The sequence below is a fragment of the Methylobacterium sp. UNCCL125 genome (assembly GCF_900116795.1).
GTDB lineage: Bacteria > Pseudomonadota > Alphaproteobacteria > Rhizobiales > Beijerinckiaceae > Methylobacterium > Methylobacterium fujisawaense.
On the sequence record NZ_FPBW01000002.1, the window covers coordinates 339,489 to 365,599 of the forward strand.

Below are 26,111 nucleotides of genomic sequence, written 5' to 3' on the forward strand. Positions count from 1 at the left end.
GGCGCACTTGGACTTGCGGAGGCCCCATGAGGATCCTGAACGCGACAATCCTGCTCGCCGTCCTGCTCACCGGCGCGGCGGCCGCCGCCGAGGGGCAAGACGGCAAGGCCGACGGACGCACGGATGCCGGCGCGTCCACGACCAGCATGGGCGCCGGCGGCCTCAGCGGCACGGGGGCCATCCGGGACGGCGCCCGCACGGGCTCGGTCGAGAGCAAGGGGCGGACCGGGGACGCGAAGGCGCCGCCCGCCCCGGCGGCCGGGACGAGCCGCTGATCCGGGGCGGATCGAGGGGGGCGTCCGCCCACCCCCGGCCTCATCCTGAGGTGACCGCGTCAGCGGGCCTCGACGGCGGGCTCGAGGGATCGCGCGACGGGCCGGAGGCCGCCTTCGGGGCCGTTTTCGGGGCCATCTTCGGGGCCTCCGCCGCGCTCCGGCACCGCAGCATGAGGCCGCGGGTCCGGGATCCCCATCCGGCCGGGCCGCCCTACTGCGAGCGGCGGCTGAACGAGACCGCGTAGGCCTGGACGCGGGCATCGATCAGCGGATCGTCCGAGACCTCGATCCCGTCGGTCAGGTTGTTGGGCATGAACAGCAGCGCCTTCTCGGCCTCGGCGCTGTCGGGCACCACCGTGCTCACCGTCACGGTGCCGAGATCGACCGTCTTGCGGTCGTCCGGCCAGGGCTTGGTGGCGTCGTTGGTCGGGTCGCCCGGCTCGGCGAGCTGGGCCAGCATCCTGAATTTCGCCGGCGTCTTGGCGACCCGCGGGCCGATCTCGGCCATCAGGAAGTTCGGATCGCGCTTGGCCGCCTCTTCGGGCGGGAGGATCTCCTCGCCCTCCACGGGCACGAAGCGGAACCGGAACGGCTGCCGCTTGCCGGCGGAATCCACGAAGATGAAGGCGTTGACGCCGTTATAGGTCTGCCGGGCGAGGCTCGACGGGGTCTTGGCGGTTCCCCCCGCCGTGGCGGCGGCCGGGTGGGCGGCGGCGAAGCGCTCCAGCGCGGTCGGATGGGCCGCCTTCGGGCCGCTCTCGGCGACGGCCTTCAGGAGGTCGCGGAAGTCCTCGCCCGTGGCGACGGGGAAGTACTTCAGCGCATTGGTGACGACGTCCATCTCCGAGCCGTCGCTCAGCTTGAACTTGAGCGCGAGGCCGTGCGGGTTGGCGTTGGCCGCCCCGTCCGGGATGGTCGGGACGCCGGTGGCGTCCGAGAACCGGATCGTGACCGGCACCGCCGGGCCCTTGAACAGGGAGGCCTTGCTGATCCTGGCCGCCTCGGGCGACGGGGTGAAGCTGCCCTCGGCGACCACGCCCTTGGCGTGGTTGGCCCGCGCCCCGGGATGCTTGCCGAACAGCGTGTTCATCACGTCGATCGTCTGCTCGGCGGTGGAGGCCTCCTGGGCCAGGGCCGGAGCGCCGGCCGCGAGCACGGTGCTCAGCAGCAGGGCGAAACCCAATCTCGGATGCAGCATGGGGATCCTCTCGGCGGTGCGGGCTCTCGGGAGCCGGTCAAGGCGGACCGGCCCATCTTCTAGGGAGCCAAGCACGGGAGGCACAACCAAAAGCTATGCCGCGGCGGAGCGGAATGCGGGAAAATCGGGTGTCGGTATCGGAGGGCCGCGGCGCGAACGGGAGAGTCTCGTGCGTCGAGCGGGTGTCGACCCTCCGCGCGCCGTGATGGTCAGCCGCGTGCCGGAAGGGGCGCCCGCGCCCCCTCTCCCGCACGAGAGAGGGGGCCGCGCCTCATTCCGGGACCCTACCGCGCCCCACGGTGGAGGTCGCCGTCGATCAGCAGGGCGCTGCGGCTGTCGAGCCGCGAGCGGTAGACCTGCAGGTTCTCCATCACCCGCTGCACGTAGTTGCGCGTCTCGGTGAAGGGGATGCGCTCCACCCAGTCGATCACGTCGACGTCGCCCCGGCGCGGGTCGCCGTAGGCGTCGATCCACTTCTTCACGTTGCCGCCGCCGGCATTGTAGGAGGCGAAGGCGAGCACGTAGGAGCCGCGCCAATCCTCCATCAGTTCGCCGAGATGGGCTTGGCCGAGCTTCGCGCAATAGGCGGGATCGCTGGTCAGGCGGTCGACGTCGAACGCGGCCGAGACCCGGCGGGCGGTGCGTTGCGCCGTGGCCGGCATCATCTGCATCAGGCCCCGCGCCCCGACGCCCGATTGCGCCCGCGGGTCGAACTGGCTCTCCTGCCGGGCGATGGCGTAGACCATGGCCCGCTCCACCTGCGGCACCGCCGTGAAGGTCTCGTAGGTGGGGATGCCGATCGTCGGGTAGGCGTGGGCGTCCAGCGGCAGGCCGCGCTGCACCGCGAGCTTGCCGATCGCCACCAGGGCGCGGGGATCCTTCATGTCGGTGGCGAGGTCGCCGAGCGCCTGGAGCTCGCGCGGGTCGGAGAGGTCCCGGGCGGCGTCGATGTAGAGCGGCAGGGCCAGCTCCTTGATCCCGGCCTCGCCGAGGAGGCGCAGGGCGCGGATGGAGAGCCGGCCCTCGAAGGCCTGCCGTTCGGCCCCCTCGAGGTCCGCGGGCGCCCGCAGGGGCAGGCTCGTCTGGCCGAGCCGCGCCCGGGCCACCTGGCCGTAATAGGCGATCGGCTGGAGGGCCGCCCGCTCGTAGAAGCGCTTCGCCTCGTCCTTTTGCCCGAGCGCCTCGGCCGCCCGACCCTGCCAGTAGGCGGCCCGCGCCAGCGAGATCGGGCTCTCCGCGACCGTGGCCATCCGGGCGAAGTGCTGCGCGGCGCTCGCCGGATCGCCGGCGAAGCGCAGGGCGATCCAGCCGGCGTGGAACTCGGCCTCGATCCGCTTCTCCGGGCTGCGCGCCGCCGGGGCGCTGGCGACCGCGTAGGCGGTCTTGGCATCGCCGAGGTCGAGGAGCTTGCGCGCCACGATCCGGCGCTCGATCCACCACTCGTCGCCGTCGACCAGCACGTCCGGATTGGTCGGCGCCGTGGCGAGCACGGCGGCGGCGGCCTCGGGCTTGTCGGCCCGGCGGAAATACTGCGCCCGGGAGAAGATGTAGGAGGCGTCCCCGCGCAGCGACGGCGGCACCGCGGCGAGCGCGGCCGCGGCGCCGGAGGACTTGTCCTCCACGGCCCGGCGGGCGCGCACGAGGCTGGCATAGCCACCGCCCGCGTAGCCGGCCGCCCGGCCGGCGCTCTCCCAATCGTCCTTCAGGAGCGCCCGCTCCATCCGGTAGCGATGGTCGATCCGGGTGAGCACGTCCGGGAAGGCGTCGAGCACCTTGGCCTCCAGGCTGCGCCCGAAGCTCTCGGTGCGCCAGAGGTCGCGGACCATCTCGGCGGCGTCGGCCTCGCAGCCCTCGGCGCGCAGCGCCAGCGCCAGGGCGAACTTGCCCGGCGCGCTGGCCGGCTTCGCCGTGGCGAAATAGGCCCGGACGATCGCGGGGGATTTCCGCTCGGAGAGCAGCGCCTCCTCGGCCCGGCGGCGCAGCAGCGGGCCGGCCGGCCAGTCCGGATTGGCCCGGACGAAGGCGACCGTGCGGTTGAAGCCGATCCCGGCGCCCGCGCGGATCGCCACCCATTCGAGCAGCGCCTTCGCGGCCGGATCGGTGAAGGTGTCGCGCATCCGGTCGCCGTCCGCGACCCGGCCCTTGCGGTAGAGGTCGATGGCGCCGCGCAGCAGCGTCGGGTCGGTGTCGCCGGAGATCTTCGGCCGCGCGGGGTCGGGCACCTCGGGCACCGGGGCCGCCGGAGTGACGGCGGCGTCGGGCAGCGGGAAGGCCACCGGGGCATCCGGGTCGGCGGAGGCGTAGGCCGAGGCCGCGGCCGGCAGCGGCCGTGCGGGTTCCTCGCCCTTGTCGTCGCCGCCGGAGGCGTGGACCGGGTCGAGCTTCAGGGCATCGGCGGCGACCGGGTCGGCGGCCTTCACGGCCTGCATGCCCTGGACCTGGCCGGTGGGGAGGAGCGCGTCGCTCGCCGGCGGCGTGGGCTGCGAGGCCGGGGACTGCGAGGCCGGGAGCGTCGCGGACGGCTCGGGGCCGACCGGGCCGGCGAGCGCGACGCCGACGGTGGCGATGAGCGCCGCGGCGGCGAGGGACGTGCGCTTCGAGGCCGGATGCGAGGCCGCGGATCGGGTCACGATTCCCCCCTTCTGATCACCGGAACGGGAAAGGTCGAGGATGAGGCCGCGACCATTAAGATCGCGTTAACCGTCGCGACGATCTGTTTGCGCGCCGTGGCGCGACCGCCTATGTCTGCCCGTCCGCGCCCGTACGATGCGGACCGCGTGCGGCGCCGAGACCGCCGAAATCCCAACTGGGACCCTTTGGGACGCCTGAGATGACCGAGATGACCGGGAGCCGCCTGCGGGGCTCGCTCACCGCGCTTGTGACGCCCTTCCGCGACGGGGCCTTCGACGAAGCCGCCTTCCGGAAATTCGTGCGCTGGCAGATCGAGCAGGGCAGCCACGGCCTCGTGCCGACCGGCACCACCGGCGAGAGCCCGACCCTCACCCATTCCGAGCACGACCGGGTGGTCGAGGCCTGCATCGACGAGGCGGGCGGGCGCGTGCCGGTCGTGGCGGGTGCGGGCTCCAACTCCACCGCCGAGGCGGTCGAGCGGGCGCAGCACGCCGAGCGCGCGGGGGCCGACGCCGTCCTCGTGGTGACGCCGTACTACAACAAGCCGACACAGGCGGGCCTCTACGCCCACTTCAAGGCCGTCAACGATGCGGTCGGCATTCCGATTATCATCTACAATATCCCGCCGCGCTCCGTCATCGACATGAGTGTCGAGACGATGGCCCGGCTCTTCGAATTGAAGAACATCGCCGGCGTGAAGGACGCGACCGCCAAGATCGACCGCGTCAGCCAGCAGCGACAGGCCATGGGTGCGAGCTTCATCCAGCTTTCAGGCGAAGATGCGACGGCGCTCGGCTACAACGCCCAGGGCGGCCACGGCTGCATCTCGGTGGTGGCGAACGTCGCCCCGCGTCTCTGCGCCGACCTCCAGGAGGCGACGCTGTCGGGGGACTACGCCAGGGCGCTGACCCTCCAGGACAAGCTGTTCCCGCTCCAGACCGGCCTGTTCGCCGAGGCCAACCCGGCGCCGGTGAAGTACGCGCTCGCCCGGCTCGGCCACATGCAGGAGGAGCTGCGCCTGCCGCTCGTGCCGGTGACGGAGCCCACGAAGCGCATCGTGGACGACGCCCTGCGGCATGCCGGGCTCCTGGTCGACTGAGAGGCACCCGCATGGCCCCGAAACCGGAGCCCAGCCGGCGGATCGTCGCCGACAACCGCGCCGCGCGCTACCACTACACCATCGAGGACACCCTCGAGGCCGGCATCGCGCTGACCGGCACCGAGGTGAAGTCCCTGCGCGGCGGCAAGGCGACGATCGGCGAGGCCTATGCCGGTCCCTCCGGCAACGACCTGATGCTGTTCAACGCCTACATCCCGGAATACCTGGAGGCGAACCGCTTCAACCACGACACCAAGCGCCCCCGCCGGCTGCTGCTGCACCGCCGCCAGATCAACAAGCTGATCGGCGCGACCCAGCGGCAGGGCTACACGGTGGTGCCGCTCAAGATCTACTTCAACGACCAGGGGCGGGCGAAGGTCGAGCTGGGCCTCGGCAAGGGCAAGCAGGCCCACGACAAGCGCGAGGCGGTGAAGGAGCGCGACTGGCAGCGCGACCGGGCCCGGCTGCTGCGCGACCGGGGCTAGGTTGCGGGCCTAGGTCCCGGGACCGGTGGGGCTTAGCCGGATGCGCCGGGGGCGCGGACAGGATCGCCTTGGCGGCGATCCCGCGCCGTCGCATGATCCCGCCTCCGCCGGTGCGGCGGCCCGGACTCGCGCATACGAGGTGCGGCCCATGCCATCCAGCCACGACGTCCTGCCCGACGACCTGCCCGTTCCCGTCGATGACGGCGCGGCCGCCCATCTCCGCGGGATGCGCCTGCCCGACGTGGCGCTCACCGCAACGGATGGACGCACCGTCTCGCTGGCGCGGCTCTCCGGGCGCACGGTCGCCTACGCGTATCCGCGCACCGGCGAGCCGGGGAAGCCCGGCCTCACCCCCGACTGGGACGCGATCCCGGGTGCCCGGGGCTGCACGCCGCAGGCCTGCGATTTCCGCGACCACCACGCCGAGCTGAAGGCCCGGGGCGTCGCCCAGGTCTGCGGCCTCTCGACCCAGACGAGCGCCTACCAGCGGGAGGCGGCCGAGCGCCTGCACCTGCCCTTTCCGCTCCTCGCCGACCCGCACCGGGCCTTCGCCATGGCGGCGCGCCTGCCGGTCTTCGAGGCCGGCGGCGCGGTGCTGTTGCGCCGCCTGACCCTGGTGATCGACGACGGCGTGGTGAGCGCGCTGTTCTACCCGGTCTTCCCGCCGGACCAGAGCGCCCGGCAGGTTCTCGCCTGGCTCGACCGGCCGGGCGCCTGAGGGCCTACTCCTCGGCTTCCGGCTGGCGGATGCCGTAGCGGTTCTCCAGGCCCGGGTTCGTCCGGCCCTCCCCGCGGTAACGGCTCGGCGCCTCGCCGGGCGCCCGGACCGGACGCTCGCCCGGATCGCGCCCGATCCGGCCCGCGAGGCTCGCGAGGTCGACGAACTCGTCGGCCTGCCGCCGCAGCTCGTCGGAGATCATCGCCGGCTGGGTCTGGATCGTGGAGATCACCGTCACCTTGACGCCCCGCCGCTGCATCGCCTCGACCAGCGAGCGGAAATCGCCGTCGCCCGAGAACAGGATCATGTGATCGATATGCGTGCTGAGTTCGAGGGCGTCGATCGCCAGCTCGATGTCCATGTTGCCCTTGTACTTCCGCCGACCCATCGAATCCGTGAACTCCTTCACGGGCTTGGTCACGACGCGGTAGCCGTTGTAGTCGAGCCAATCAATCAGGGGGCGGATCGATGAATATTCCTGATCCTCGATCATGGCGGTGTAGTAAAATGCGCGCAGAAGGTTCTCGCGCGATTGAAATTCCTTGAGCAGCTTCTTGTAATCGATGTCGAAACCGAGGGCCTTGGTGGTGGCATAGAGATTGGCGCCGTCGATGAAGATGGCGCTGCGTTGGGTTGTGGGCATGAACAGGTCAGATCCCGGAAAATCGTGGGTGACAGGAAATCGTCTGATTAAACGGCCAGGGTCCGCCGACGGCGACTGGCCGGGGCGGTGCTCCGCGATCGGGGGCGCCAAGCTTTGCAATCCAGCGCGTAACGACGCGGTCCGTGTGCGTGCGGCCGCCGCTCTGGCGACCGGACCATTCGTTTCAAACGCGTCCGTGTCAAGCAGAGCACGGAGATGTGCGGCTCTGGAAACCTGGATCAATGGCTCGGGAGATTGATCGAATGGGCATCTGCGCTGAAGAAAGAGGTTTACGGAAGTCGATCCCGTAAACCTCAGATGCGTCGGGGCCCGGTCGTGCGCGGGCACCCGGCCTCAGCCGTTCACGCGCTCCACGCTGTTGACCGGGCGCTTGCCGCGCAGCTCGGCGATGATCGCGTTGAGATGCTGGAGATCCCAGACCGACAGGTCGATCGTGATGTCGGTGAAATCCTGGGTGCGCCGCTTCATCGAGATGTTGTCGATGTTGCCGTCGTGGTCGGCGATCACCTGGGCGATCTGGGCGAACACGCCCGGCTCGTTGATCGACTTCAGCGCCAGCCGGGCGGGGAAGCGCTCGCCGCCCAGCGCCTCCGTGTCCCAGCGGACGTCCAGCCAGCGCTCCGGCTCGTTGTCGAAGGCGGCGAGGGCCGCCGACTGGATCGGGTAGACGGTGACCCCGACGCCGGGGGTCAGGATGCCGACGATGCGATCCCCCGGGACCGCGCCGCCATTCGGCGCGAAGGTCACGGGAAGGTCGCCCGCGAGGCCCCGGATCGGGATCGCGTCGCTGCGATCCTCGGCGCCCTCCTTGCCGTCGGCGCCCTGGAAGGTGAGCCGCATGGTTTGGTCGGCCGAGCGGACCAGCCGGCCGGCGCCGTTGGCGGCCCCCTGCGCGGGGGAAGGCCGGCGCTCGTCGCGGTGGTCGGGATAGACGGCGCGGACGACGTCGCCCGAGAACATCTCGCCCCGCCCCACGGCGGCGAACACGTCCTCGGTGGTGGCGCGGGCGAGCCGCGGCAGGGCGCCGCGCAGCTTGTCCTCCGAGAAGGTCTTGGCGGCGCGCTCGAAGGCCCGGTCCAGGATCTGGCGGCCGAGGCCCGCATATTGCCGGCGCACGGCGGCCCGGGTCGCCCGCCGGATCGCCGCCCGCGCCTTGCCGGTCACGACGAGCGATTCCCAGGCGGCCGGGGGCGAGGCGCCGTCGGAGCGGCTGATCTCGACCTCGTCGCCGTTGGCGAGTTCGTGCAGAAGCGGCGCCATCCGGCCGTTGATCTTGGCACCCACCGCCGTGTTGCCGACGTCGGTATGCACGGCGTAGGCGAAGTCGATCGGCGTGGCCCCCCGCGGCAGGGCGATCAGCCGGCCCTTCGGGGTGAAGCAGAACACTTGGTCCTGGAACAGCTCCAGCTTGGTGTGCTCTAGGAACTCCTCCGGGCTGTCGCCCTCGGCGAGGAGTTCGATGGTCCGGCGCAACCATTGGTAAGCGCCGCTCTCGCCGGCGAGCCGCGGATGCACGCTGCCCTCGGCGCGTCCCGGATCCTTGACCAGCTCGGCGCCGACTTCCTTGTAATGCGCGTGGGCCGCGATGCCGTACTCGGCGATGTCGTCCATGGCGCAGGTGCGGATCTGCAGCTCGACGCGCTGGCTCTTCGGCCCGATGACCGTGGTGTGGATCGAGCGGTAATCGTTCTGCTTCGGGGTCGAGATGTAGTCCTTGTAACGGCCCGGAACCATCGGCCAGCTGGTGTGGACGATGCCCAGCGCCGCGTAGCATTCCTGCACGGTGTTGACGACGACCCGGAAGCCGAAGATGTCGGAGAGCTGCTCGAAGGCGACGGATTTGCGCTCCATCTTCGACCAGATCGAGAAGGGCCGCTTCTGCCGGCCGCTCACCTCCGCGGTGATGCCTTGCGCGGCGAGCTTCTCGGTGAGCACCTGCGCGATGGTCTCGACCACGCTCTCGGACTTGGCGGTGAGCCGCGCCAGCCGCTGCGTGATGGTGGCGTAGACCTCCGGCTCCAGGTTGCGGAAGGCCAGATCCTCCAGCTCCTCGCGCAGCTCCTGCATGCCCATGCGGCCGGAGAGCGGCGCGTAGATGTCGAGCGTCTCCTGCGCGATGCGGTGGCGCTTGTCCTCCCGCATGTGCTGGAGGGTGCGCATGTTGTGCAGGCGGTCGGCGAGCTTGACCAGCAGCACGCGGACATCCGCCGCCACCGCGAGCAGCAGCTTGCGGAAGTTCTCGCCCTGGGCCGCCTGCTTGGAGACGAGGTCGAGGCGCTTGAGCTTGGTCAGGCCGTCGACCAGGGCGCCGATCTCCGGCCCGAACAGCCGGCGGATCTCCTCCAGCGTCGCCTCGGTATCCTCCACGGTGTCGTGCAGGACCGCGGCCACGATGGTGGCGTCGTCGAGGTGGAGGTCCGTGAGGATCGCGGCGACTTCGAGGGGATGGGCGAAGAACGGGTCGCCCGAGGCACGCTTCTGCGTGCCGTGCGCCTGCATGGCGTACACGTAGGCGCGGTTGAGCAACGCCTCGTCGGCGGCCGGATTGTAGCGCTTGACCCGCTCCACGAGCTCGTACTGGCGCATCATCCGCCGGGACGGGGCCGGGGCTTCCTGGGTCGTGCGTGGGGTCGGGATCACGCGCGATTGTTCCGCAACCGCCGGGCCGGCGCCAGCCCCCGGCGGGGGAAAACCCTCCGGCGCCGGGCCGGCCTCGGAACGAGAGAACCCGGCGTCTCCGCCGGGTCCGGTCTCGGTCAGGTCGTGCGCGTCCAGGCCCACGGTGTCCGGCTCACTCGCCCTCGTCGTCGGTCTCGACCGGCGGGGCGAGGTTCTCGAGGCCGCGGAGCAGATCTTCCTCGCTCATGCGGTCGAACTGGACCGCCGCGTCGTCGCTGGAGGACTGGGGCGCCACCGCGGCGGCGGCCGGCGAGCTCGACAGCAGCGGCACGGTCTCGGCCTCGGGCTCGTCCACCTCGACGTATTTCTGCATCGAGTGGATCAGCTGCTCCTTGAGGTCGTCGGCCGTGATCGTCTCGTCGCCGATCTCGCGCAGGGCCACGACGGGGTTCTTGTCGCGGTCGCGGTCGATGGTCAGGGGGGCGCCGGCGGCCAGGAGGCGGGCCCGGTGGCTCGCCAGCAGCACCAGCTCGAAGCGGTTCTCGACCTTCTCGATGCAGTCTTCGACGGTGACGCGCGCCATGCGGGGCGGCTCCTTGGGCTTGAGCGACGGAAGATGTCGGGTATGGCACCACTCTACACCGGATGCCGTTGTGCAACAAGCACAGCGGGTTGCGCCGGGCGCGCCTCCGGCGAGCGCTGCGGGCCGGGCGCGCCGAGGCCCGGGTGCGGCGTCGGTGCGGCGTCATGGTGCGGCGCATTGTTGACACCCACGGCCGCGGGTGCGAGTGCGCGCCCCATTCCAGAGTTTCGGCCGACACGGGCGGCGTTCGCGCGCCGAAAGGTGCCGGCGATCAGGACGCAACATGCGCGCACTCATCTTTCCCGGCCAGGGCAGTCAGGCGGTCGGCATGGCGCGGGACCTCGCGGAGGCCTTCCCGCAGGCCCGGGCCGTCCTCGACGAGGTCGACGCCGCCCTGAACCAGAACCTGTCGCGGCTGATGTTCGAGGGGCCGGTCGAGGAGCTGACCCTCACCGCCAACGCCCAGCCGGCCCTGATGGCGGCGAGCCTCGCGGTGCTGCGCGTGCTGGAGGCCGAGCGCGGTCTCGACCTCGAACGCGACGTGGCCTGCGTGGCCGGCCATTCGCTGGGCGAGTACGCGGCCCTCGCGGCCGCCGGCAGCCTGACGATCGCGGATGCCGCCAAGCTGCTGCGCCTGCGCGGCGAGGCGATGCAGGAGGCGGTGGCGCCGGGCGCGGGCGCCATGGCGGCGCTGATCGGCACCGATCTCGACTCCGCCCGATCCGTCGCCGAGGCGGCGGCCGACGAGGCCGGCGGCGGCGCGGTCTGCGACGTCGCCAACGACAACGGCGGCGGCCAGGTGGTGCTCTCCGGCGACCGGCCGGCCGTGGAGCGCGCCATCGGCATCGCCACCGGCCGCGGGATCAAGCGCGCCGTGATGCTCAACGTCTCGGCGCCGTTCCACTGCCGCCTGATGGCCCCGGCCGCCGAGGCCATGGCCCGGGCGCTGGCCGCCGTCGCCCTGAAGGACCCGCGCGTCACCCTCTACGCCAACGTCGCGGCCGCCCCGGTCTCCGATCCGGAGGCGATCCGCACGGCCCTGGTCGAGCAGGTCACCGGCACCGTGCGCTGGCGCGAGAGCGTCGCCGCCATGGCGACGACGGGCGTCGACCGGTTCTACGAACTCGGCGCCGGCAAGGTGCTGACCGGCCTCGTCAAGCGCATCGCCCCCCAGGCGAGCGCCACGGCGGTCGGCACGCCCGCCGACGTCGCCGCCTTCGCGCTCTGATCCGACAGGAGCCCCGCATGTTCGATCTCACCGGCCGCAAGGCCCTCGTCACCGGCGCGACCGGCGGCCTCGGCCAGGCGATCGCCCGGGCGCTGCACGCCCAGGGCGCCACCGTGGCGCTCTCGGGCACGCGGCCCGCGGCTCTGGAGGCGCTCGCCGCCGAACTCGGCGAGCGCGCGAGCCCCGTCGCCGCCGACCTCTCCGACAAGGACTCGGTGGAGGGCCTCGTGCCGGCCGCCGAGGCCGCGATCGGCCCGCTGGACATCCTCGTGAACAATGCCGGCATCACCCGTGACAACCTGTTCATGCGGATGAAGGACGAGGAGTGGGAGCAGGTGATCGCCGTCAACCTCACCGCCGCCTTCCGCCTGTCGCGGGCCGCCGTGAAGGGCATGATGCGCCGCCGCTCCGGGCGGATCGTCAATATCGGCTCGGTGGTGGGCTCGACCGGCAATCCCGGCCAGGGCAACTACGCCGCCGCCAAGGCCGGCCTCGTGGGCATGACCAAGGCGCTCGCCGCTGAGGTCGCCTCGCGCGGGATCACGGTCAACTGCATCGCCCCGGGCTTCATCAGCTCGCCCATGACCGACGCCCTCAACGAGAAGCAGCGCGAGGGCATCCTCGCCCGCGTGCCCGCCGGGCGGCTCGGCGAAGGCTCGGAGGTGGCGGCGGCCTGTCTCTACCTCGCCTCCGCGGAGGCGGCCTACGTCACCGGGCACACGCTGCACGTGAATGGCGGTATGGCCATGTACTAGTGCGCGAAGACCGGTCTCGAACCGGCGACGATCGCGCGCGAATCACCCCCCGCCGACACGCAAGTGCCACACCCATGAAGGCTTTCTGAACGGGCCCTCGCCAGGGCGGGAACCCTGTGCTACCACGCCCCGCAGCCGTACAGGGGGTTGACGGTTCAGCGGGTTTTCAGTCCAAGGCCCTCCGGCGGGGGCGTCCCGGCTCACGCGCCGGTTCACCTCAGAAGCACGCGCGATCGGACACCGGCCCGTCACAACAAGCCCGCAAGGGCGCGACGCGGCCACGGCACCACCCCGAGAAGACTGACAGACCAAAAGGACGAGGACGGAAGACCGATGAGCGATATCGCTGAGCGCGTGAAGAAGATCGTCGTCGAGCACCTGGGCGTGGAGCCCGAGAAGGTGGTCGAGAGCGCCAACTTCATCGACGACCTCGGTGCCGACAGCCTCGACACGGTCGAGCTGGTCATGGCCTTCGAGGAAGAGTTCAACGTCGAGATCCCGGACGACGCTGCCGAGACCATCCAGACGGTCGGCGACGCCGTGAAGTTCCTGGAGAAGAACTCCGCCGCCTAAAGGCGCCGGGGACCGGGTTTGACGCGGCGCGGGTGAGGCGAAACAGCCCCCGCGCCGTTATGCGTTTCAAGGCTCGGAGGCGTGACGGGTCCCGCCGGGACCGATTCCGCCGCCGAGGGCGTTAGGACGATGCGCGACCGCGGCTCTGCCGGCGGGGCTGCGCCTCAAGACGGGACAGGGCACATGCGGCGGGTGGTGGTCACGGGTCTGGGGATGGTCACGCCGCTGGGCTGCGGGGTGGAGCACACCTGGAGCCGGCTGATCGCGGGCGACAGCGGCGCCGGCCCGATCCGCGGCTTCGAATCCGCCGACCTGCCCTGCCGGATCGCCGCGCAGGTCCCCTTCGGCGACGGCACCGACGGCACCTTCAACCCCGACCTCGTGATGGAGGTGAAGGAGCAGCGGAAGGTCGATCCGTTCATCGTCTACGCCATGGCGGCGGCCGACGAAGCCCTCAAGGATGCCGGCTGGGCGCCGAAGAGCCACGAGGACCAGTGCGCCACCGGCGTGCTGATCGGCTCCGGCATCGGCGGCATCGGCGGCATCTACGACGCCTCCGTGACCCTGCACGAGAAGGGGCCCCGCCGGATCTCGCCGTTCTTCATCCCGGGCCGGATCATCAACCTCGCCTCCGGCCAGGTCTCGATCGCCCACGGCCTGAAGGGCCCGAACAACGCGGTCGTGACGGCCTGCTCCACGGGCGCCCACGCCATCGGCGACGCGAGCCGCCTGATCGCGCTCGGGGACGCCGACGTGATGGTGGCGGGCGGCGCCGAATCGCCGGTGAACCGCCTCTCGATCGCGGGCTTCTCCGCCTGCCGGGCGCTGACCACGGGCTTCAACGACACGCCGGAGAAGGCCTCCCGCCCCTACGACCGCGACCGCGACGGCTTCCTCATGGGCGAGGGCGCCGGCATCGTGGTGCTGGAGGAGTACGAGCACGCCAAGGCCCGCGGCGCGAAGATCTACGCCGAGGTGGTGGGCTACGGCCTCTCGGGCGACGCCTACCACATCACCTCCCCGTCCCCGGACGGCGACGGCGCCTTCCGCTGCATGAGCGCCGCGGTGAAGCGAGCCGGGATTTCGCCGTCCGAGATCGGCTACATCAATGCCCACGGCACCTCCACGCCCATGGGCGACGAGCTGGAGCTGAAGGCCGTGGAGCGCCTCCTGGGCGACGCCGCCGCGAACGCCACCATGTCGTCCACCAAGAGCTCGGTGGGCCACCTGCTGGGTGCGGCCGGCTCGGTCGAGGCGATCTTTTCGATCCTCGTCCTGCGCGACAACGTCATCCCGCCGACGCTCAACCTCGACAACCCCTCCGTGCAGACCCAGATCGACCTCGTGCCGTTCGAGGCCAAGCGGAAGCGGGTGGATGTCGTGCTGTCGAATTCTTTCGGATTCGGCGGGACGAATGCGTCGCTGGTGATGCGGCGGGTTTAAGACTCACCAGCGAGCGCTATCTAGGGTTGACACGGCGCCGGAAATCTCGCTCAAGCTGATTGAGTGAGGTCTCCTTAAGGGCGCAGGTATGGATATTCGTCCTTCTGATATTGCGGCTTTAACAGAAAAAGTAAAAAAACGCTCATTTGCGCATTATCTCATGGAGATAAAGCTTGCAAATGTTCGAGCTTTCAAAGGCCAAAAGATAACACTTGATTTCCCTGTTACTGCGATAATCGGGACGAATGGTGGTGGCAAATCGACCATACTAGGCGCCGCGGCGTTAGCATATAAGGCTGTTAAGCCTGGAGATTTTTTTCCAAAATCCAATGTCAGCGATAACTCGATGGCCGATTGGCGCATTGAGTATGAGTTAATAGACAGAAGTGTCGATAAATCGGGGACTATTGCTAGAAATGCTAGGTTTGTTTCGGCAAAATGGCGACGTGAATACTTGATTGATCGAGATGTCGTTGTTGTTCCGATTCAGAGGACTGTTCCCGCGAGCGAGCAGCCGAGATACAAACGATTTATTGGAATTTATAAAGAAGAAGGCGCCGTAATCGAAGAATTGAGTTCTGATATTAGAAGAAGGGCCGGCGCAGTTCTGGGCAAGAATTTGAAGGGATATAGTGTTGCAAAATTAAAAAAAGAAGATAGCGTCTATCTTATGTTGGGTATGCAAAATGAGAATGATTATTCTCAGTTTCATTTTGGTGCTGGTGAAGCGTCAGTAATCGAAATGATCTCCAGCATAGAGCAGGCCCCCGATCAGGCCTTGATTTTGATCGAAGAGATTGAGAATGGATTGCATCCAGTTGCTACTGAGAAGATGACAGAATACCTAATTGACGTTGCTAAAAGAAAGAAAAGTCAAGTTATATTCACGACTCATTCAGAGTATGCTCTTAAGAAACTGCCGCCTAATGCAATATGGGCATGTATTGACGGGCAAGCATACCAAGGAAAACTATCAATTGACAGTTTAAGAGCTATCAAAGGACAGGTTGAGAAGCAGATTGCGGTTTTTGTTGAGGACGATTTCGCTAAGGATTTGCTCGAAGAGGCGCTCAGACAAATCGACTCAAGATTGTTGGATGCTGCTGAAGTTCATAAAGCGGGAGGTTATCCGTTCTTGATCGAAGTGATGCAGCACCATAATAAAAATCCAACAGTTAAAATAAAAGCTATCGCTGTTGTCGATGGCGACCAGACAGAATTTGAGGACGAAACGAATTCAACTTATACATTGCCGGGTTCGACCCCGGAGCTGTCGGTCTTCAATTATATCAATGAAAATGTTGAGAGCTTGGCGTCAGTTTTACAGCAAAGATGCTTGTGCCCTCAAGTTTCGCAAGACAAAATCGTGAAAATTTTCGAAAAAATCGACTTATCAACTTCCGATGTGCATCTATATTTCTCCAAAATTGGCCAAGAAATGGGTTTCATTTCCGAACTAACAGTTAGAAAGGCATGCATTTCGATTTACGTAGAAAACAACAAAGAGCATTTCGAGGCAATAATACAAGCGCTGCGCAGGCGTCTCGAACAGGGGTGAGCATTGTTCCTACCACCCCCGCCGCTCCGCCTCCCCCAGCACCCGCCCCTGCGGGGTGAGCGTGTGCACGACCTCCGGCAACGCCTGGGCGAGCTGCGCGAGAAGCGTATCCCGGTCCAGCCCGGTCTGCTGCTGGAGGGTGTCCACCGTGTCGGGGCCGAGCGCCCGGGCGAGCTGGTCCGGGGCCACCGGGCGGTTGGCACCGTGGCCGATCCAGGACTCGATCACGTCGCCGAGGCCGCCCTGGCGGAACCGGTCCACCAGCCCGTCGAGGCCGCCGAGATCCCCCTGCCCCTCCGGGGCGGCGCGGCTCGGGGCCGGGGCGTCGCCGGGGCCGTCGAGCATGCCGGACAGATCCGAGAAGTCGCCGGGCGGGAGGGACGGATCCGTCGGCCTCTCCGGGCCCCCGTCGCGGCGGCCGCCATACTGGTCCCAGCCGCCGATATCGCCCCCGTCGTCGGGGCGGCGTCCGCCGGCATCGGCGGGGTGCTGGCCGGGATCGCGGCCGTAGGGGCCGGCGCCGCCGGAGCGGTCGGCCTCGGGGCCCGGCTCACCCCGTCCCCCGCGCCCGAAGATGTCGCCGAAGCCGCCGCTGGCGCCCTTGGCCAGCAGCAGCATCAAGAGTGCCTTCACCAGGGGCGACATGCCCCCGGCGCCCTGCTTCTGCCCGCCGAACACCTGGCCCAGCACGCCGCCGATCGCCGATTCGAGCAGTCCCATGCGCGTCTCCCCCACGGTTCGGGCCGGACGGGCCCCGGCGAACAACCCTCGGGGGCGGGCGCGGGTTGCCTCGCTCAGCGGGCCGGAGGGGTGAGCGCGGCCTGCGTGGTGTGGGTGGCGGTGGTGGCGTCGGCGGGCTCGACCAGCGGCACCGTCGCGGCCGAGAGGATCAGTCCGGCCAGGAACAGGCCGGTGGCGGCGGCGCCGGCGCGGGGGCGCGGCAGGCGGACGGCGCGGCGTTTCGCGGGATGGGGACTTTCGACGGTCCAGGGCATCGCGGCCTCTCCGGGTTCGGGGCGGGCCCTCGGGGCCCTGTTGCCGGATGAACGCCGCCGGGGGGCGGACCGGTTCCCGAATCCTCAGTCGCGGACGACGAGGCGGCGCCCCAGCGCCCCGACGGCGCAGGCCGCGCAGTAGACCGGCAGGATCAGGCCCGCGCCGTCGAGCCACAGACCGGGCAGGCCCGGCACGAACCCGGCGAGCGCCGCCGCGGCCACGAGCCCCGCGAGCACGCAAAGTCCCAGCGAGGCGGCGAGCCGGTCCGGCCAGCCGACCAGCGCCCCGACCACGAGGCCGAGCGCGGCCGCCCCGGCGAGCCCGGGCCAGAATCCGGCGAGCAGCAGCGTCACGGCCGTCCGGCCTCCCTGCGGGCGCGATCGATGCGCGCGGATGGGCGCGGCCCGGCGGGCGGGCGCGGGGCGGAGCGGATGTCCCTCACGGCAGCAGCGCGAAGACGACGGGGCCGGCCGGCCCGTCCGGCCCGGCCGTGACCTGCTCCGGTCGGGCGCCGGCCTGGAGGAGATACTCCACCACCGCCTGGGCGCGCAGGCGCGGCAGGTCGGGCGGCGGCTCCTCGGGGGCCTCGGCGGGCTTCTTCGCCGAAGCCTTGCCGTGCGCGGCCGGCTCCTTCCTGGCGTCCTTCTTGGCCGCTTCCGCCTTGCCGGCCTCGGTCTTGGCGTGATCCGGCTTGCCCCGCGTCTTGGGCGTGTCCCCCTTGGGCGTGTCCCCCTTGGGCGTCTCCGTCTTGGGCGTATCCCCCTTGGGGGGCTCCGGCTTGGAGGATTCCGGCTTGGGGGGCTCCGGCTTGGCGGCGCTGGCGATCTGGGTCGGTGCGGCGGCGGGCGCGCCCTCCCCCGTGGCCGCCGGACCGGCGGCCGGCGTCGGGGTCGGCTTGGCCGGGTCGGCGGGCCCCGAGACGGCGATGCGCAGCGACGGGCAGGTCTTGGCCAGGGCCGCGAGGGCGTCGAGGGTCGGGTAGAAGGCCGGCGTCAGGACCGCGCCCCCGGCGGGGAAACGCAGGTCGGTGCCGGCCAGGGCGGCGGTGAAGTCGGCGCGGCAGGTGGCGGGGTCGCGCCGCTCGGCGGCGTCCCGGGCCGTGACGGTGGCCTGTCCGGTCCAGCCGGGGGGCAGCGCCTCGGCCAGCCGGTCCGGGGTGCGCGCGGCGCCCTCCCGGTAGAGGCTTTCGCCGGTCAGGGTCAGGGCGCGGTCCGAGACCGTGACGGTCCCGTCCGCGAGGTTCGCCACCAGCGGGGCGGCGGCGGCCAGCGCGTCCCCGAGATCCGGCGGGGCGCCGTCGGCGAGGCGGGTGCGGTCGATGACCGGTTCCCGGAACAGGCGCGGGCGCAGGGCGGCGAGCACCCGCTCCCGGGTCGCGGTGTCCGGCAGATGCCCGGTGAGGAGCACGGAATCGGCGGTCCGGCGGATCGCCACCCGGTAGGGCGAGAGCGGCCGCGCCGTGAGCGCCACCGGCCCGGCTGCCACGCCGGCGGGCCGGCCGTCGCGCATCAGCGCCTCGGCGTCCGGGAGCGCCTGCCCGTCGATGGCGTCGCCGGTCACCGAGACCGCCCCGTCCTGGAAGACCACGCGGCCGGACTGGATCAGCTCGGCGAGCTTGAACGCGAAGGCGATGAGGCCCTTCGGGTCGATGGCGGGGTCGAGGCCCCGGGCCGCCAGGAGCCGGTCCTCCACGGCGCCGCCGGCCGCCGCCTCGGTGGCCGCGCGCAGGGCGGCCTCGCGGTCTGCGGCCGAGGGGGTGAAGCCGTCGAGGACGACGCCCCGGCCGGATTTCTCCACGGCGAACCGGTACGCGGCCACCTTGGGCGGCAGGATCTCGATCCGCCCGATGCTGAAGCCCTCCGGCGGGTCCGAGAGCGCCGCCCGCAGGGCCTCGTAGGCCGGCACGTCCAGGGCCTCGCCCGAGAGGCTGAGCACGGTGTCGCTGAGGGCGGCCCGCCCGCCCTTGGCGAGGCCGGAGAGCCGGGCTGCCAGGAACGCGGCCGCGCTGGCGAAGTCCGGCGGCGCCCCCCGGGCGGCCCGGGCGGTGTCGTCGAGGCCTGTGCCGGGATGGAGGGCGCCGGTGATCCGCGCCTCCAGGGCCCGCCGGCCGATCTCCACCGGGCGGCTGCCCTCCAGGGCGATCCGGTTCGGGCCGGTGCGGATCGCCGCCCACTGGAAGGGCGCGGCGGTCTCCACGATGCCGACCTCGGAGACGATGCGGCGGGGGCCGTCCAGGGCCGCGAGGCGGGACAGCACGGTGGCCCGTTCGGCGACGTCCGGCGCCTCGCCGGCGGCCACGAGGTCGCGGCCGCTGGCCTCCAGGCGCAGCCAGGGCTCGCCGGTGGCGGTGGCCGTGCCGGATGTCACCGCCGCCCCCTCGGCCTCGAGTCCCTCGGCGATCCGCGGGGCGGCGTAGAGGGTCGCACTCGCCCAGATCAGCGCGAGGGCCGGCAGGCCGGCGAGCCAGCCGGCGCTGCGCAAGCCTGAGGCGAGGGTTTCGGGCAACGGTACGATCGCAGGTCGGGGCGCAGGTCCGGGCGGATCCGCCGCCGAGACCACACCGCCTTTCCGGCAGCATGAAGGCCGACGGTGCTCTTTCCGCGCCTGCGGCGGGCGTTCCGCGTCGGTGCGCCGCCGGAACCGGCCGGACGCCCCTCTGTTTCTCGGCAACAAATCTGTCCGGCTTTGTCTTCGTCCGCCGGCCTGCGGAGCGTGCCATGCGGTCCATCCTCGCCGCCCTGCTGCTGCCGATCGCCATCCCGGCTTCGGCGCAGAGCCTGTCGGCCACCGCGACGGTGCCGAGTTCGGCCTCGCCGGAGCCGATCACGCCCATCGCCAATCCCGGTCAGCTCAGCCTCGGCGGCGGCACCACCACCGGCCCGTTCCCGACCGTCTCGGCGCAGACCGGCGGCTTGGTGAATGCCGGCCAGCTCAGCTTCGGCAGCGCGGGCGGCGGCGGCCGCATCGGCGCCTCGGGCGGGCGGGCGGCTGGGCAATCGGCCGGGACTGCCATCGGCACATCGGCCGCGGGATCGACCGGTGCGGGCCAGCTCGGAACCTTGGGCTCGGCCGCGACCGGCGGCGCAGGCGTCTCCGGCTCCAGCCTCCGGACCGGGGGGACGATCGGCGCCAGCGGCCTGCGCAGCGGATTCGGCACCGCGTCGCGTTCGGGGCTGGGCGCGTCACCGGGGAGCACCCTGTCGCTGACCAGCGGCACGATCGGTCTCGGTGGCGGGTCTGGCCTCTCCCTGGGCCTGGGATCCGGCGGCACGACCCGCACGGGGCAGACGACCGCCCTGACGGGCGCGGGCTCCCTCAACGGTCTCGGCAACGGCACCGCCACGGGGGTCGGCTCTGTCGGGACATCGGGAACGTTGCTCCCTGCGGCTGCGTCGGCCGGCCTCGCAGGCGGGACCGCCGACGCGGCCGCGATCGGAGCGTCCGGCACCACCCTGTCCAGCGTCGGGCCGTTCGGCGTGTTCGGGCTCGGGACCGGCGCGACCGTGAGCCCGGGCGCCTCGATTTCCGGAGCGGCCGGCGCGGGGGGCGTCGGAACGGGCGGGGCCGGGATCGTCGGGGCGAGCGGGCTCCGTGCGGACGACCCCGCACAAGCGGCCCGCACGCTCCCGTCCGGCGGAGGGGCGTTCGGCGGGGCCGGCATCGGCGGTGCGGCGGCCGCGCCGGTCCGGACCGGCGACCTCTGCGGCGATCCCCTGGCCGAAGCCTGCCTCGGCGGCGGCTTCTGAGCGCCTCCCGGGCCCGGAACCGGGCCGAACCGATGCCGTTCATCCTGTTCCGGCACCTGGGCCGGGACAGGAGGCAGAAATGAGCGTCATTCTGGGCCGCGTCTCTTTCGCGGCCGTTCTCGTTCTCGGCGTCTCGGGCGCAGCCCTGGCGCGCGATGCCGGCCCCAAGGCGCAGGGCGCCCATGGCGCGACAGGCCTGCACGGGATCGGTTTCAACGAGCCGAAATTCCGGTCGCACCTGCAGACCGGCAAGAATCAGCCCTATACGTGGCCGGTCAGCGACCGCTATCGCCCGGTCTCGCAGCCCTATTACGGTCGCGCTTACTGAGCCGCCCGGAGACCGCTCCGTCGAATGGATGAGTGGCGCCGCGTCGGCCCCCGCGTCACACAGGGGCCGGACCGGGGCCCGTCATCGGGATTGGCGGGCACAGGCGCGGCTTTCCGTGCCGTGCCGGCTTCCAAGCCTGGAGAGTGTGATGCATCCGCTGACCCGGCTCGTCGTCGCAGGCCCCATCGTCGCTCCCCTCGTCGCCGCCTCCCTGCCGGGACGTGCGGGCGAGTTCGCGCCGACGGCTCCGGTTCCCGGCATGGCCCTGACCCAGCCCGATCCGGGGATGGCCAGCGGCGCTCCCGCCCCCGTCCTCCCGGCCCAGCCCGCACCGGTCGCGGCGGCGCCGGCACCGGCGCCGGTCCAGGCCGACCCGACCGGGGGGCGCCGACGTCCCCCGGGGCTGGGGAGCGGATTTTCATCCCTCGAAGGGCGGCTTCCGAACCAGCGCACCGGTCTGCGACACCCGCACGTGGTGCGCGACATCTGCATCGGCTGCTGATCGTGTCCGCAAGACCCGCGTCGCCCCAGCTATTGCAGGGATCGCGAGCGGGAATGCGCCTGGATCCAGCGCGGTGAGAGGATGTCACCAGCCTCGGTGATGATCCACGGCTGGGCGTCGTCGGACGCGATCGCCTCGAGCGCCACCGCGAGGGCTTCGCGCAGCGTCGCGAACGGGCGCCCCTCCGCGGAACGACCGGTCGCGCGTGCGGGCCAGATGGTGAGTTCGGCCCTTTTGTCGAGATCGGAGGGCGTCATCGGCGCATCCGTGATGCTTGGCATGGTGTGTGGGTCTACCGGGCCTGTGTGACGGGCATCTGGCGCCGGAGGCCGCCAATCCGGGTGCGCCCGTGCGGCTGCGACGAACCATCCGGCGCCCGGATCAGAAATTAAATGATGCGCGCGTCCAAGTTATATTTGAGAACCGGCCAATGGAAGTTTAGTTCATTTGCATCGAATGCATGGGCATTTAATTGTCGCCCTGCTCAGGCCCCCCGGAAAGCCCGGGAACATTGCAAAACCGTGCCGTCGTGGCGATATGGTGCAATGCGAAAAACGCATGCCGCATCGCACAAATCCGTGGTCTCATGCGCTGGTCGATCGCAATCCGCGGTCGACGCTGCGATCGAAACGGAGACGCACCATGCGCACGATCCTCATCCTCGCGTCGGCCGCGCTCACCTCGGCCGCCTTCATCGGCCCGGCCGCCGCCGACGACCACCTGCACCTGACCCCGCCGCTCTATCGGGAGCAGGCCCGGCCTGCCCAGCAGATCCGTGCGATCCACGACCTGACCACCACGCCTCAGCCCGTGGCGGCGCCGGCGACCGTCAGCCGGACGGTCTCGGCCCTTGGCCGACCGATGGTCCAGGCCTCCGTCGAAGCGAGTCGCTGAGCCCGCCGCCGGAGACGGAGCGCCCCGGGCGCCTCTGTCTCCGGCCCTGACTCAGACGATGTGCAACGCCTGAGCGGCTGCCGCCGGCGATACGCCGCGACGGATTAAGCGCCGCGTCCGCGCCCGTTGATCGCGTTCGGCACTGAGGGCGGCTCCGGCCGCCCGATATCCCTCGAGCCACAGTTCCGCCCAGGCATACTGCATCGCCATCACGAGCAATGCGGCATTCTCGGCCTGCCGCAGGCTCAGCCGCAGGCCCTCATCCGCCAGGCGGCCCACCTCCCCGTACATCATTGCCAACTCCGCGTCCGAAGACGGCCGGCAGCGCCGCGACGGGCCGCCCGCCCACGCGCCCAGAGACCGGGCGCGGATGGCTCTGTACACGTCCTGCACGGCGTCATCGCGGCATCGAGCGCCTGCCCGCGGGTGTGGGCGGGATCGGCCGAATCGTGAAGCCCATCGATGACGCTCCCGAAGGCCCTGCGGGCCTGTGCGAGGCCGGTCCCGGCGAAGGCGCGTGTCCGGGTCGGACCCGCCTGGCGACGCATCCTCGCCCAGGCGGGTCGGCCGCACGAGCACGGAGGTCCAGGGATCGACCGTACCGTGCAACGACCGGTCGGATCTCGGTTTCGCGTCTCACGGGCGAATCCCGTGCGTCGGTGGGCCGATGATGGCCTGCCGCTCCGTGTTGAGGGCCCGCCCTGCGCGGAACGACGCGCCGGGGCCCCGTGTCTCTCACGATGGCGGGAGGCGCGATGCGGGACGCGCCTCTATATGGGAGGTGAGAGCAGGGAGAGAGACGTGTTCACCGTCAAGGGGATTGATCCGTCCGGGCGCGTCATGACGTTCGCCTGCGGGACTGACGAGCAAGCCATGGAGAAGACCTGGGAACTGGCCCGGCGCGGCTTCCGCGAGATCACGGTCGCCGACCCGAAGGGCAAGGAACTGTCCGCGGCCGCCTTCGAGCGCTCTCTGAACATCGATTGGGACTGACGCGAGCCGGCTCCACGGTGCCCCGGCGCGCCGACCGGCGCGATGATCCGATGCGAAGGGCCACTTCGGGCCGCGCGGCCTCGCTGTGGGGCGGACCGGCCTTCGGCCGCCTTCAGGCCCGCTCCAGCTCGTGAAGCATCGTCCAGCCGCCCGACCGAGCCGTCTCGGGGACGTCCGCGGTTGCCCCGATCTCGTCCGCCTTGCGCCAGATGGCCTGGCAGACGAGGATCTCGTTGCTCGCGTCGATACTGAGGATGAAGCGATCCGGCACGATCTCGGTGTCCGGAAGCGCGATCCGCACGCCGCCGGCCGATCGATCGTAGACGATGCAGGGCAGGCTTCGATGCTCGTCCACCGAGATGCTGCCGGTCTCGTTCAGGATCGTGCGCGGAGCGCTGCGTCGTTCGAACATCACCGCCTCGACAAACCTCTGTCCGACAGGATCGGACACCCGGGTTCAGACAGGGTTTGCGAAATGCATCGAATTGTCGGGATGCCCGCCGAACTGTGAATTCAGCGGGCTTCGGGCGCGGTGCGATCGGGCGACCGCGTGGCCTGTGCCGCGCCGGCCGCCCAGTAGAAAGGGGGGCGATGAAGCCGTGACCGGCGGGTCGGCCTCGTCTGCGCCGCACCGGTCGCGGCTTGCGTATCGATCCGGTGCCGGTCCTAGCCGGTGACGACCTCGACGAGGGTGGTGAGAAAGCCCAGGGCGACCGCGCCGATGCCGCTCATGAAGGCGACATCCCACCCGGCGAATTCCTTCGACTGGGGCGCGCGCATGAAGGCGAACAGCGTGACGGCAGCCCCGCATAGGACGAGGGCGAGGGCCAGATAGAGCGGTCGGGACATGGCGTTTCCTTCTCCGCCGGTCTCGCGGCCCTTGGGGCTCTTGTACGGACGAGTGCGACCGGCTTGATCTGTTCAGTTTCATCCGTCGTCAAAACATGACAGACGAAGAACGGGCGAACAAGATCATAATCTGTTCTGCATTGCGGAACATAAAGTCGGTCTGCTGCCCTCATCTGTTCTGGGCGCGGGCCTCGTGGAAGATCTGTCGCGAGGGCTGTCGATGTCGTGGGGGCTGAGCGCAGGGCCGGCCCCCAGCGGGCTCAGTCGATGAAGACGCGGACGCCGTCTGTATTCAGGATCTCGCGTTGGTCGGCGCACCATTGCTCCGCACCCACCGCGGCGATCTCCTCCGCGACGCGCCGGCCTTCCGCGGCGATGACGGTCTGCGCCTGCCGGTGGCCGAGGGAAACGTCGAGTGCCCGGCGGACCGTGCGGGACAGGCCCTCGGAGACCGCATCATCGACGGTGTAGAACTTGCGGCAGTAGAGAACGATGCCGGCTTGCGCGCCGACGATCCGCACAAGACCCGCGATCGTCTCGGTGCGCGTGGCGTCCTTCTGGTCTTCGGCCGCCGCAGCCGCGGCGGGCAGGACGGCCGCGACCAGTAACGCGGGGAGCAGAAGAGCACGAGTCATCCGGAGGCCTTCCTTCGGTCCAGGACCGGACCACGCCTCTGGAACGCCGCAGCGGGCGGACAGTGCCCGCGCATCCGCGCGGCCCTGTGGGCTCGTTTCGCGGGCGCACCCGCGAGAGCCCGTCGCTCACTTCCGGGCGGCCATCATGTCATGGGTCAGGACGGTCAGCTTGCCGATCAGGTTGCTGATGTCGGAGCCCTTGCAGGACCATTGCGTGCCGATCGCCTCGCCGTCCGCCGAGACGGAGACCACCGCCACCGAGCGCAAACGGCCCTCGCGGGCCAGCGCCAGCTGATCCTGCAACACGGCGATGATCGACGCGGTGTCCTCGTCCGCGACCGCGGGCGCGATATGCGCCGGGAACGGCACGACCGAACTCGTCATCGTCTGCTCTCGCTTCATCTCGCCGAACCCCTCGGTAACATCCCTGGGCTCCGGCGTGCGCATCAGCTTTGTGCAGAGTGTGGCAGCTTGTCCGTGTCCTGCGATGTCTTGGAGGCGTGTGGCGGTGATGCAACGGTTTCGGTGCGTTCCGGCGGCCAAAGGCTGCGGGCCGTTCCGGCCGCAGCGGCGCGATGCGCGTGGCTCCGCGGAGCGTTGCGGGGGCGCCCCGCACGGGGCACCCCCGGAGATGTCCGCCTTCAGGCTGCCTTGCGGCCCTTGCGCTCACGCTCGGCCATGGCGCCGGGCTGGCCCAGGCCGATCGCCTTGGCGAGGGCGGAGCGCTGCTCGGCGTAGCTCGGGGCGACCATCGGGTAGTCGGCCGGAAGGCCGTAGCGGTCCCGGTAGCTGCGCGGATCGAGGCCGTGGCTGGTCAGGTGACGCTTCAGCGTCTTGTAGGTCTTGCCGTCGATGAAGCTGACGATTCCGTCCTGCCGGACCGACTTGCGGATCTGGGCCGCGCTCGGCTTCTCGATATCGGCCGGGGGCGCCGCCCCGGTCTCCGGCGTCAGGGTCCCGGCGACGAGCCCGCTGATCGCGCCGTGCACCCGCGCGATCAGGGCCGGCAGCTCCGAGGCCGGAACCGGATTGTTCGACACGTAGGCGGCGACGATGTCGCCCGCCAGCTCGATGAAATTCGAGTTGGGCCCTGTGGTTTCCTCTGTCACTGCAAGATTCCTGATGTGCCCCTCACGAGGGATCTGCTACTTTTGAGCGCTGAATGCAAGTTACAAAAGCGTTTGGCGCGGGGCATCCTGCGGATGACTGGCGTGCGCGCGGCGGACAGCTGGAAGGTAGATCTGGCAATCGGCGATGGAGAACTTTCTTGCGCGGCCCGGCGAAGCCTATCGACTGCGGTAGTGTTTCCACTCTGCGGAACGACCAGAAGGCGAGTCTC

General features: G+C 70.2%; 30 protein-coding genes. 14 read left to right on the forward strand and 16 right to left on the reverse strand.

What is annotated here, in order from left to right:
* Positions 1 to 26: 26 nt before the first annotated feature.
* Positions 27 to 275 (forward strand): hypothetical protein, encoded by a 249-nt coding sequence (locus BM396_RS01510; RefSeq protein ID WP_043355915.1) that lies wholly within the window; start codon positions 27 to 29, stop codon positions 273 to 275.
* 211 nt (positions 276 to 486) lie between these two features.
* Here the strand turns inward: BM396_RS01510 and BM396_RS01520 are convergent, their stop codons facing one another.
* Positions 487 to 1,473: a catalase family peroxidase gene (locus BM396_RS01520; RefSeq protein ID WP_043383032.1), complete on the reverse strand. Its 987-nt coding sequence runs from the start codon at positions 1,471 to 1,473 to the stop codon at positions 487 to 489.
* A 284-nt stretch (positions 1,474 to 1,757) separates the two neighbouring features.
* Complete coding sequence (locus BM396_RS01525; RefSeq protein WP_043383026.1) at positions 1,758 to 4,103, reverse strand: lytic transglycosylase domain-containing protein; 2,346 nt, start codon at positions 4,101 to 4,103, stop codon at positions 1,758 to 1,760.
* 200 nt (positions 4,104 to 4,303) lie between these two features.
* Here BM396_RS01525 and dapA point away from each other — a divergent pair, with 200 nt between their 5' ends.
* The 3 genes from dapA (at position 4,304) to BM396_RS01540 (ending at position 6,406) form a co-directional block, all read left to right on the forward strand.
* Positions 4,304 to 5,203: a 4-hydroxy-tetrahydrodipicolinate synthase gene (gene dapA / locus BM396_RS01530; RefSeq protein WP_043383024.1), complete on the forward strand. Its 900-nt coding sequence runs from the start codon at positions 4,304 to 4,306 to the stop codon at positions 5,201 to 5,203.
* An 11-nt stretch (positions 5,204 to 5,214) separates the two neighbouring features.
* A complete protein-coding gene (smpB, locus tag BM396_RS01535; RefSeq protein ID WP_043355930.1) occupies positions 5,215 to 5,688 on the forward strand; it encodes an SsrA-binding protein SmpB in 474 nt (157 codons plus the stop codon).
* A gap of 148 nt (positions 5,689 to 5,836) precedes the next feature.
* Complete coding sequence (locus BM396_RS01540) at positions 5,837 to 6,406, forward strand: peroxiredoxin (RefSeq protein WP_043383022.1); 570 nt, start codon at positions 5,837 to 5,839, stop codon at positions 6,404 to 6,406.
* A gap of 4 nt (positions 6,407 to 6,410) precedes the next feature.
* Here BM396_RS01540 and BM396_RS01545 read toward each other — a convergent pair whose 3' ends face one another.
* From BM396_RS01545 to rpoZ, 3 genes are all read right to left on the reverse strand, one after another.
* The gene (locus tag BM396_RS01545; RefSeq protein ID WP_043383019.1) at positions 6,411 to 7,049 is read right to left on the reverse strand and encodes a LabA-like NYN domain-containing protein; all 639 of its coding nucleotides are present in this window, start codon (positions 7,047 to 7,049) and stop codon (positions 6,411 to 6,413) included.
* 354 nt (positions 7,050 to 7,403) lie between these two features.
* Positions 7,404 to 9,659, reverse strand: a complete 2,256-nt coding sequence (locus BM396_RS01550) for a RelA/SpoT family protein (protein WP_043355937.1) — start codon at positions 9,657 to 9,659, stop codon at positions 7,404 to 7,406.
* Positions 9,660 to 9,861: 202 nt separating this feature from the next.
* Entirely contained in the window at positions 9,862 to 10,272 is a 411-nt protein-coding gene (gene rpoZ, locus BM396_RS01555) for a DNA-directed RNA polymerase subunit omega (RefSeq protein WP_010685409.1), read from the reverse strand.
* A 283-nt stretch (positions 10,273 to 10,555) separates the two neighbouring features.
* Here rpoZ and fabD point away from each other — a divergent pair, with 283 nt between their 5' ends.
* The 5 genes from fabD (at position 10,556) to BM396_RS01585 (ending at position 15,829) form a co-directional block, all read left to right on the forward strand.
* Positions 10,556 to 11,500, forward strand: coding sequence for an ACP S-malonyltransferase (fabD, locus tag BM396_RS01560; protein ID WP_043383017.1), 945 nt, complete (start codon positions 10,556 to 10,558; stop codon positions 11,498 to 11,500).
* Positions 11,501 to 11,517: 17 nt separating this feature from the next.
* The gene (gene fabG, locus BM396_RS01565; protein ID WP_043355943.1) at positions 11,518 to 12,255 is read left to right on the forward strand and encodes a 3-oxoacyl-[acyl-carrier-protein] reductase; all 738 of its coding nucleotides are present in this window, start codon (positions 11,518 to 11,520) and stop codon (positions 12,253 to 12,255) included.
* A gap of 333 nt (positions 12,256 to 12,588) precedes the next feature.
* Entirely contained in the window at positions 12,589 to 12,828 is a 240-nt protein-coding gene (locus BM396_RS01570) for an acyl carrier protein (protein WP_007559070.1), read from the forward strand.
* Between the two features lie 183 nt (positions 12,829 to 13,011).
* A complete protein-coding gene (gene fabF / locus BM396_RS01575; RefSeq protein WP_043383014.1) occupies positions 13,012 to 14,271 on the forward strand; it encodes a beta-ketoacyl-ACP synthase II in 1,260 nt (419 codons plus the stop codon).
* 88 nt (positions 14,272 to 14,359) lie between these two features.
* Positions 14,360 to 15,829, forward strand: a complete 1,470-nt coding sequence (locus tag BM396_RS01585; protein ID WP_139239439.1) for an ATP-dependent nuclease — start codon at positions 14,360 to 14,362, stop codon at positions 15,827 to 15,829.
* Positions 15,830 to 15,838: 9 nt separating this feature from the next.
* Here the strand turns inward: BM396_RS01585 and BM396_RS01590 are convergent, their stop codons facing one another.
* From BM396_RS01590 to BM396_RS01605, 4 genes are all read right to left on the reverse strand, one after another.
* Positions 15,839 to 16,549: a YidB family protein gene (locus BM396_RS01590; protein ID WP_043383012.1), complete on the reverse strand. Its 711-nt coding sequence runs from the start codon at positions 16,547 to 16,549 to the stop codon at positions 15,839 to 15,841.
* Positions 16,550 to 16,623: 74 nt separating this feature from the next.
* A complete protein-coding gene (locus BM396_RS01595) occupies positions 16,624 to 16,824 on the reverse strand; it encodes a hypothetical protein (protein ID WP_043383009.1) in 201 nt (66 codons plus the stop codon).
* Between the two features lie 84 nt (positions 16,825 to 16,908).
* Positions 16,909 to 17,178 (reverse strand): hypothetical protein, encoded by a 270-nt coding sequence (locus BM396_RS01600; RefSeq protein ID WP_043383007.1) that lies wholly within the window; start codon positions 17,176 to 17,178, stop codon positions 16,909 to 16,911.
* An 85-nt stretch (positions 17,179 to 17,263) separates the two neighbouring features.
* On the reverse strand, positions 17,264 to 19,330 hold the full coding sequence (locus tag BM396_RS01605; protein WP_051976084.1) for a hypothetical protein: 2,067 nt from the start codon (positions 19,328 to 19,330) through the stop codon (positions 17,264 to 17,266).
* A gap of 212 nt (positions 19,331 to 19,542) precedes the next feature.
* Between BM396_RS01605 and BM396_RS01610 the strand changes: the two genes are divergently transcribed.
* From BM396_RS01610 to BM396_RS01620, 3 genes are all read left to right on the forward strand, one after another.
* Positions 19,543 to 20,571 (forward strand): hypothetical protein, encoded by a 1,029-nt coding sequence (locus BM396_RS01610; RefSeq protein WP_043383004.1) that lies wholly within the window; start codon positions 19,543 to 19,545, stop codon positions 20,569 to 20,571.
* Positions 20,572 to 20,650: 79 nt separating this feature from the next.
* Entirely contained in the window at positions 20,651 to 20,899 is a 249-nt protein-coding gene (locus BM396_RS01615) for a hypothetical protein (protein WP_043353533.1), read from the forward strand.
* A gap of 148 nt (positions 20,900 to 21,047) precedes the next feature.
* Positions 21,048 to 21,401, forward strand: coding sequence for a hypothetical protein (locus BM396_RS01620; protein WP_043383001.1), 354 nt, complete (start codon positions 21,048 to 21,050; stop codon positions 21,399 to 21,401).
* Between the two features lie 29 nt (positions 21,402 to 21,430).
* Here BM396_RS01620 and BM396_RS01625 read toward each other — a convergent pair whose 3' ends face one another.
* Positions 21,431 to 21,658, reverse strand: a complete 228-nt coding sequence (locus BM396_RS01625; RefSeq protein ID WP_043382998.1) for a hypothetical protein — start codon at positions 21,656 to 21,658, stop codon at positions 21,431 to 21,433.
* A gap of 385 nt (positions 21,659 to 22,043) precedes the next feature.
* On the opposite strand from BM396_RS01625, the gene BM396_RS01630 reads away from it, so the two are divergent.
* Positions 22,044 to 22,295: a hypothetical protein gene (locus BM396_RS01630; protein WP_043382995.1), complete on the forward strand. Its 252-nt coding sequence runs from the start codon at positions 22,044 to 22,046 to the stop codon at positions 22,293 to 22,295.
* 51 nt (positions 22,296 to 22,346) lie between these two features.
* Here BM396_RS01630 and BM396_RS01635 read toward each other — a convergent pair whose 3' ends face one another.
* The gene (locus tag BM396_RS01635) at positions 22,347 to 22,589 is read right to left on the reverse strand and encodes a hypothetical protein (RefSeq protein ID WP_043383152.1); all 243 of its coding nucleotides are present in this window, start codon (positions 22,587 to 22,589) and stop codon (positions 22,347 to 22,349) included.
* 507 nt (positions 22,590 to 23,096) lie between these two features.
* Between BM396_RS01635 and BM396_RS01640 the strand changes: the two genes are divergently transcribed.
* A complete protein-coding gene (locus BM396_RS01640; RefSeq protein ID WP_043353541.1) occupies positions 23,097 to 23,288 on the forward strand; it encodes a hypothetical protein in 192 nt (63 codons plus the stop codon).
* A 112-nt stretch (positions 23,289 to 23,400) separates the two neighbouring features.
* On the opposite strand, the gene BM396_RS01645 is transcribed toward BM396_RS01640, so the two are convergent.
* The 5 genes from BM396_RS01645 to BM396_RS01665 all read right to left on the reverse strand — a co-directional run bounded on the left by BM396_RS01645 (position 23,401) and on the right by BM396_RS01665 (position 25,881).
* Complete coding sequence (locus BM396_RS01645) at positions 23,401 to 23,700, reverse strand: PilZ domain-containing protein (protein ID WP_043353543.1); 300 nt, start codon at positions 23,698 to 23,700, stop codon at positions 23,401 to 23,403.
* 254 nt (positions 23,701 to 23,954) lie between these two features.
* Positions 23,955 to 24,137, reverse strand: coding sequence for a hypothetical protein (locus BM396_RS01650; RefSeq protein WP_043353544.1), 183 nt, complete (start codon positions 24,135 to 24,137; stop codon positions 23,955 to 23,957).
* A gap of 260 nt (positions 24,138 to 24,397) precedes the next feature.
* Positions 24,398 to 24,772, reverse strand: a complete 375-nt coding sequence (locus tag BM396_RS01655) for a hypothetical protein (RefSeq protein WP_043382992.1) — start codon at positions 24,770 to 24,772, stop codon at positions 24,398 to 24,400.
* 126 nt (positions 24,773 to 24,898) lie between these two features.
* Positions 24,899 to 25,174, reverse strand: a complete 276-nt coding sequence (locus BM396_RS01660; RefSeq protein ID WP_043353563.1) for a hypothetical protein — start codon at positions 25,172 to 25,174, stop codon at positions 24,899 to 24,901.
* Between the two features lie 239 nt (positions 25,175 to 25,413).
* Positions 25,414 to 25,881: a Ros/MucR family transcriptional regulator gene (locus BM396_RS01665; protein WP_043382989.1), complete on the reverse strand. Its 468-nt coding sequence runs from the start codon at positions 25,879 to 25,881 to the stop codon at positions 25,414 to 25,416.
* Between the last annotated feature and the right edge of the window lie 230 nt (positions 25,882 to 26,111).

Bases quoted from the DNA above. Each gene is read 5' to 3' on its own strand.
- BM396_RS01625 (WP_043382998.1), bottom strand. From the start codon at position 21,658: ATGACGCCCTCCGATCTCGACAAAAGGGCCGAACTCACCATCTGGCCC.
- fabG (WP_043355943.1), top strand. From the start codon at position 11,518: ATGTTCGATCTCACCGGCCGCAAGGCCCTCGTCACCGGCGCGACCGGC.
- BM396_RS01590 (WP_043383012.1), bottom strand. From the start codon at position 16,549: ATGGGACTGCTCGAATCGGCGATCGGCGGCGTGCTGGGCCAGGTGTTC.
- BM396_RS01635 (WP_043383152.1), bottom strand. From the start codon at position 22,589: ATGATGTACGGGGAGGTGGGCCGCCTGGCGGATGAGGGCCTGCGGCTG.
- BM396_RS01520 (WP_043383032.1), bottom strand. From the start codon at position 1,473: ATGCTGCATCCGAGATTGGGTTTCGCCCTGCTGCTGAGCACCGTGCTC.
- BM396_RS01630 (WP_043382995.1), top strand. From the start codon at position 22,044: ATGCGCACGATCCTCATCCTCGCGTCGGCCGCGCTCACCTCGGCCGCC.
- BM396_RS01655 (WP_043382992.1), bottom strand. From the start codon at position 24,772: ATGACTCGTGCTCTTCTGCTCCCCGCGTTACTGGTCGCGGCCGTCCTG.
- BM396_RS01510 (WP_043355915.1), top strand. From the start codon at position 27: ATGAGGATCCTGAACGCGACAATCCTGCTCGCCGTCCTGCTCACCGGC.
- BM396_RS01645 (WP_043353543.1), bottom strand. From the start codon at position 23,700: ATGTTCGAACGACGCAGCGCTCCGCGCACGATCCTGAACGAGACCGGC.
- BM396_RS01595 (WP_043383009.1), bottom strand. From the start codon at position 16,824: ATGCCCTGGACCGTCGAAAGTCCCCATCCCGCGAAACGCCGCGCCGTC.
- BM396_RS01550 (WP_043355937.1), bottom strand. From the start codon at position 9,659: ATGATGCGCCAGTACGAGCTCGTGGAGCGGGTCAAGCGCTACAATCCG.
- rpoZ (WP_010685409.1), bottom strand. From the start codon at position 10,272: ATGGCGCGCGTCACCGTCGAAGACTGCATCGAGAAGGTCGAGAACCGC.
- BM396_RS01660 (WP_043353563.1), bottom strand. From the start codon at position 25,174: ATGAAGCGAGAGCAGACGATGACGAGTTCGGTCGTGCCGTTCCCGGCG.
- BM396_RS01585 (WP_139239439.1), top strand. From the start codon at position 14,360: ATGGATATTCGTCCTTCTGATATTGCGGCTTTAACAGAAAAAGTAAAA.
- smpB (WP_043355930.1), top strand. From the start codon at position 5,215: ATGGCCCCGAAACCGGAGCCCAGCCGGCGGATCGTCGCCGACAACCGC.
- BM396_RS01620 (WP_043383001.1), top strand. From the start codon at position 21,048: ATGCATCCGCTGACCCGGCTCGTCGTCGCAGGCCCCATCGTCGCTCCC.
- BM396_RS01540 (WP_043383022.1), top strand. From the start codon at position 5,837: ATGCCATCCAGCCACGACGTCCTGCCCGACGACCTGCCCGTTCCCGTC.
- BM396_RS01650 (WP_043353544.1), bottom strand. From the start codon at position 24,137: ATGTCCCGACCGCTCTATCTGGCCCTCGCCCTCGTCCTATGCGGGGCT.
- BM396_RS01610 (WP_043383004.1), top strand. From the start codon at position 19,543: ATGCGGTCCATCCTCGCCGCCCTGCTGCTGCCGATCGCCATCCCGGCT.
- BM396_RS01545 (WP_043383019.1), bottom strand. From the start codon at position 7,049: ATGCCCACAACCCAACGCAGCGCCATCTTCATCGACGGCGCCAATCTC.
- BM396_RS01615 (WP_043353533.1), top strand. From the start codon at position 20,651: ATGAGCGTCATTCTGGGCCGCGTCTCTTTCGCGGCCGTTCTCGTTCTC.
- BM396_RS01570 (WP_007559070.1), top strand. From the start codon at position 12,589: ATGAGCGATATCGCTGAGCGCGTGAAGAAGATCGTCGTCGAGCACCTG.
- fabF (WP_043383014.1), top strand. From the start codon at position 13,012: ATGCGGCGGGTGGTGGTCACGGGTCTGGGGATGGTCACGCCGCTGGGC.
- dapA (WP_043383024.1), top strand. From the start codon at position 4,304: ATGACCGAGATGACCGGGAGCCGCCTGCGGGGCTCGCTCACCGCGCTT.
- fabD (WP_043383017.1), top strand. From the start codon at position 10,556: ATGCGCGCACTCATCTTTCCCGGCCAGGGCAGTCAGGCGGTCGGCATG.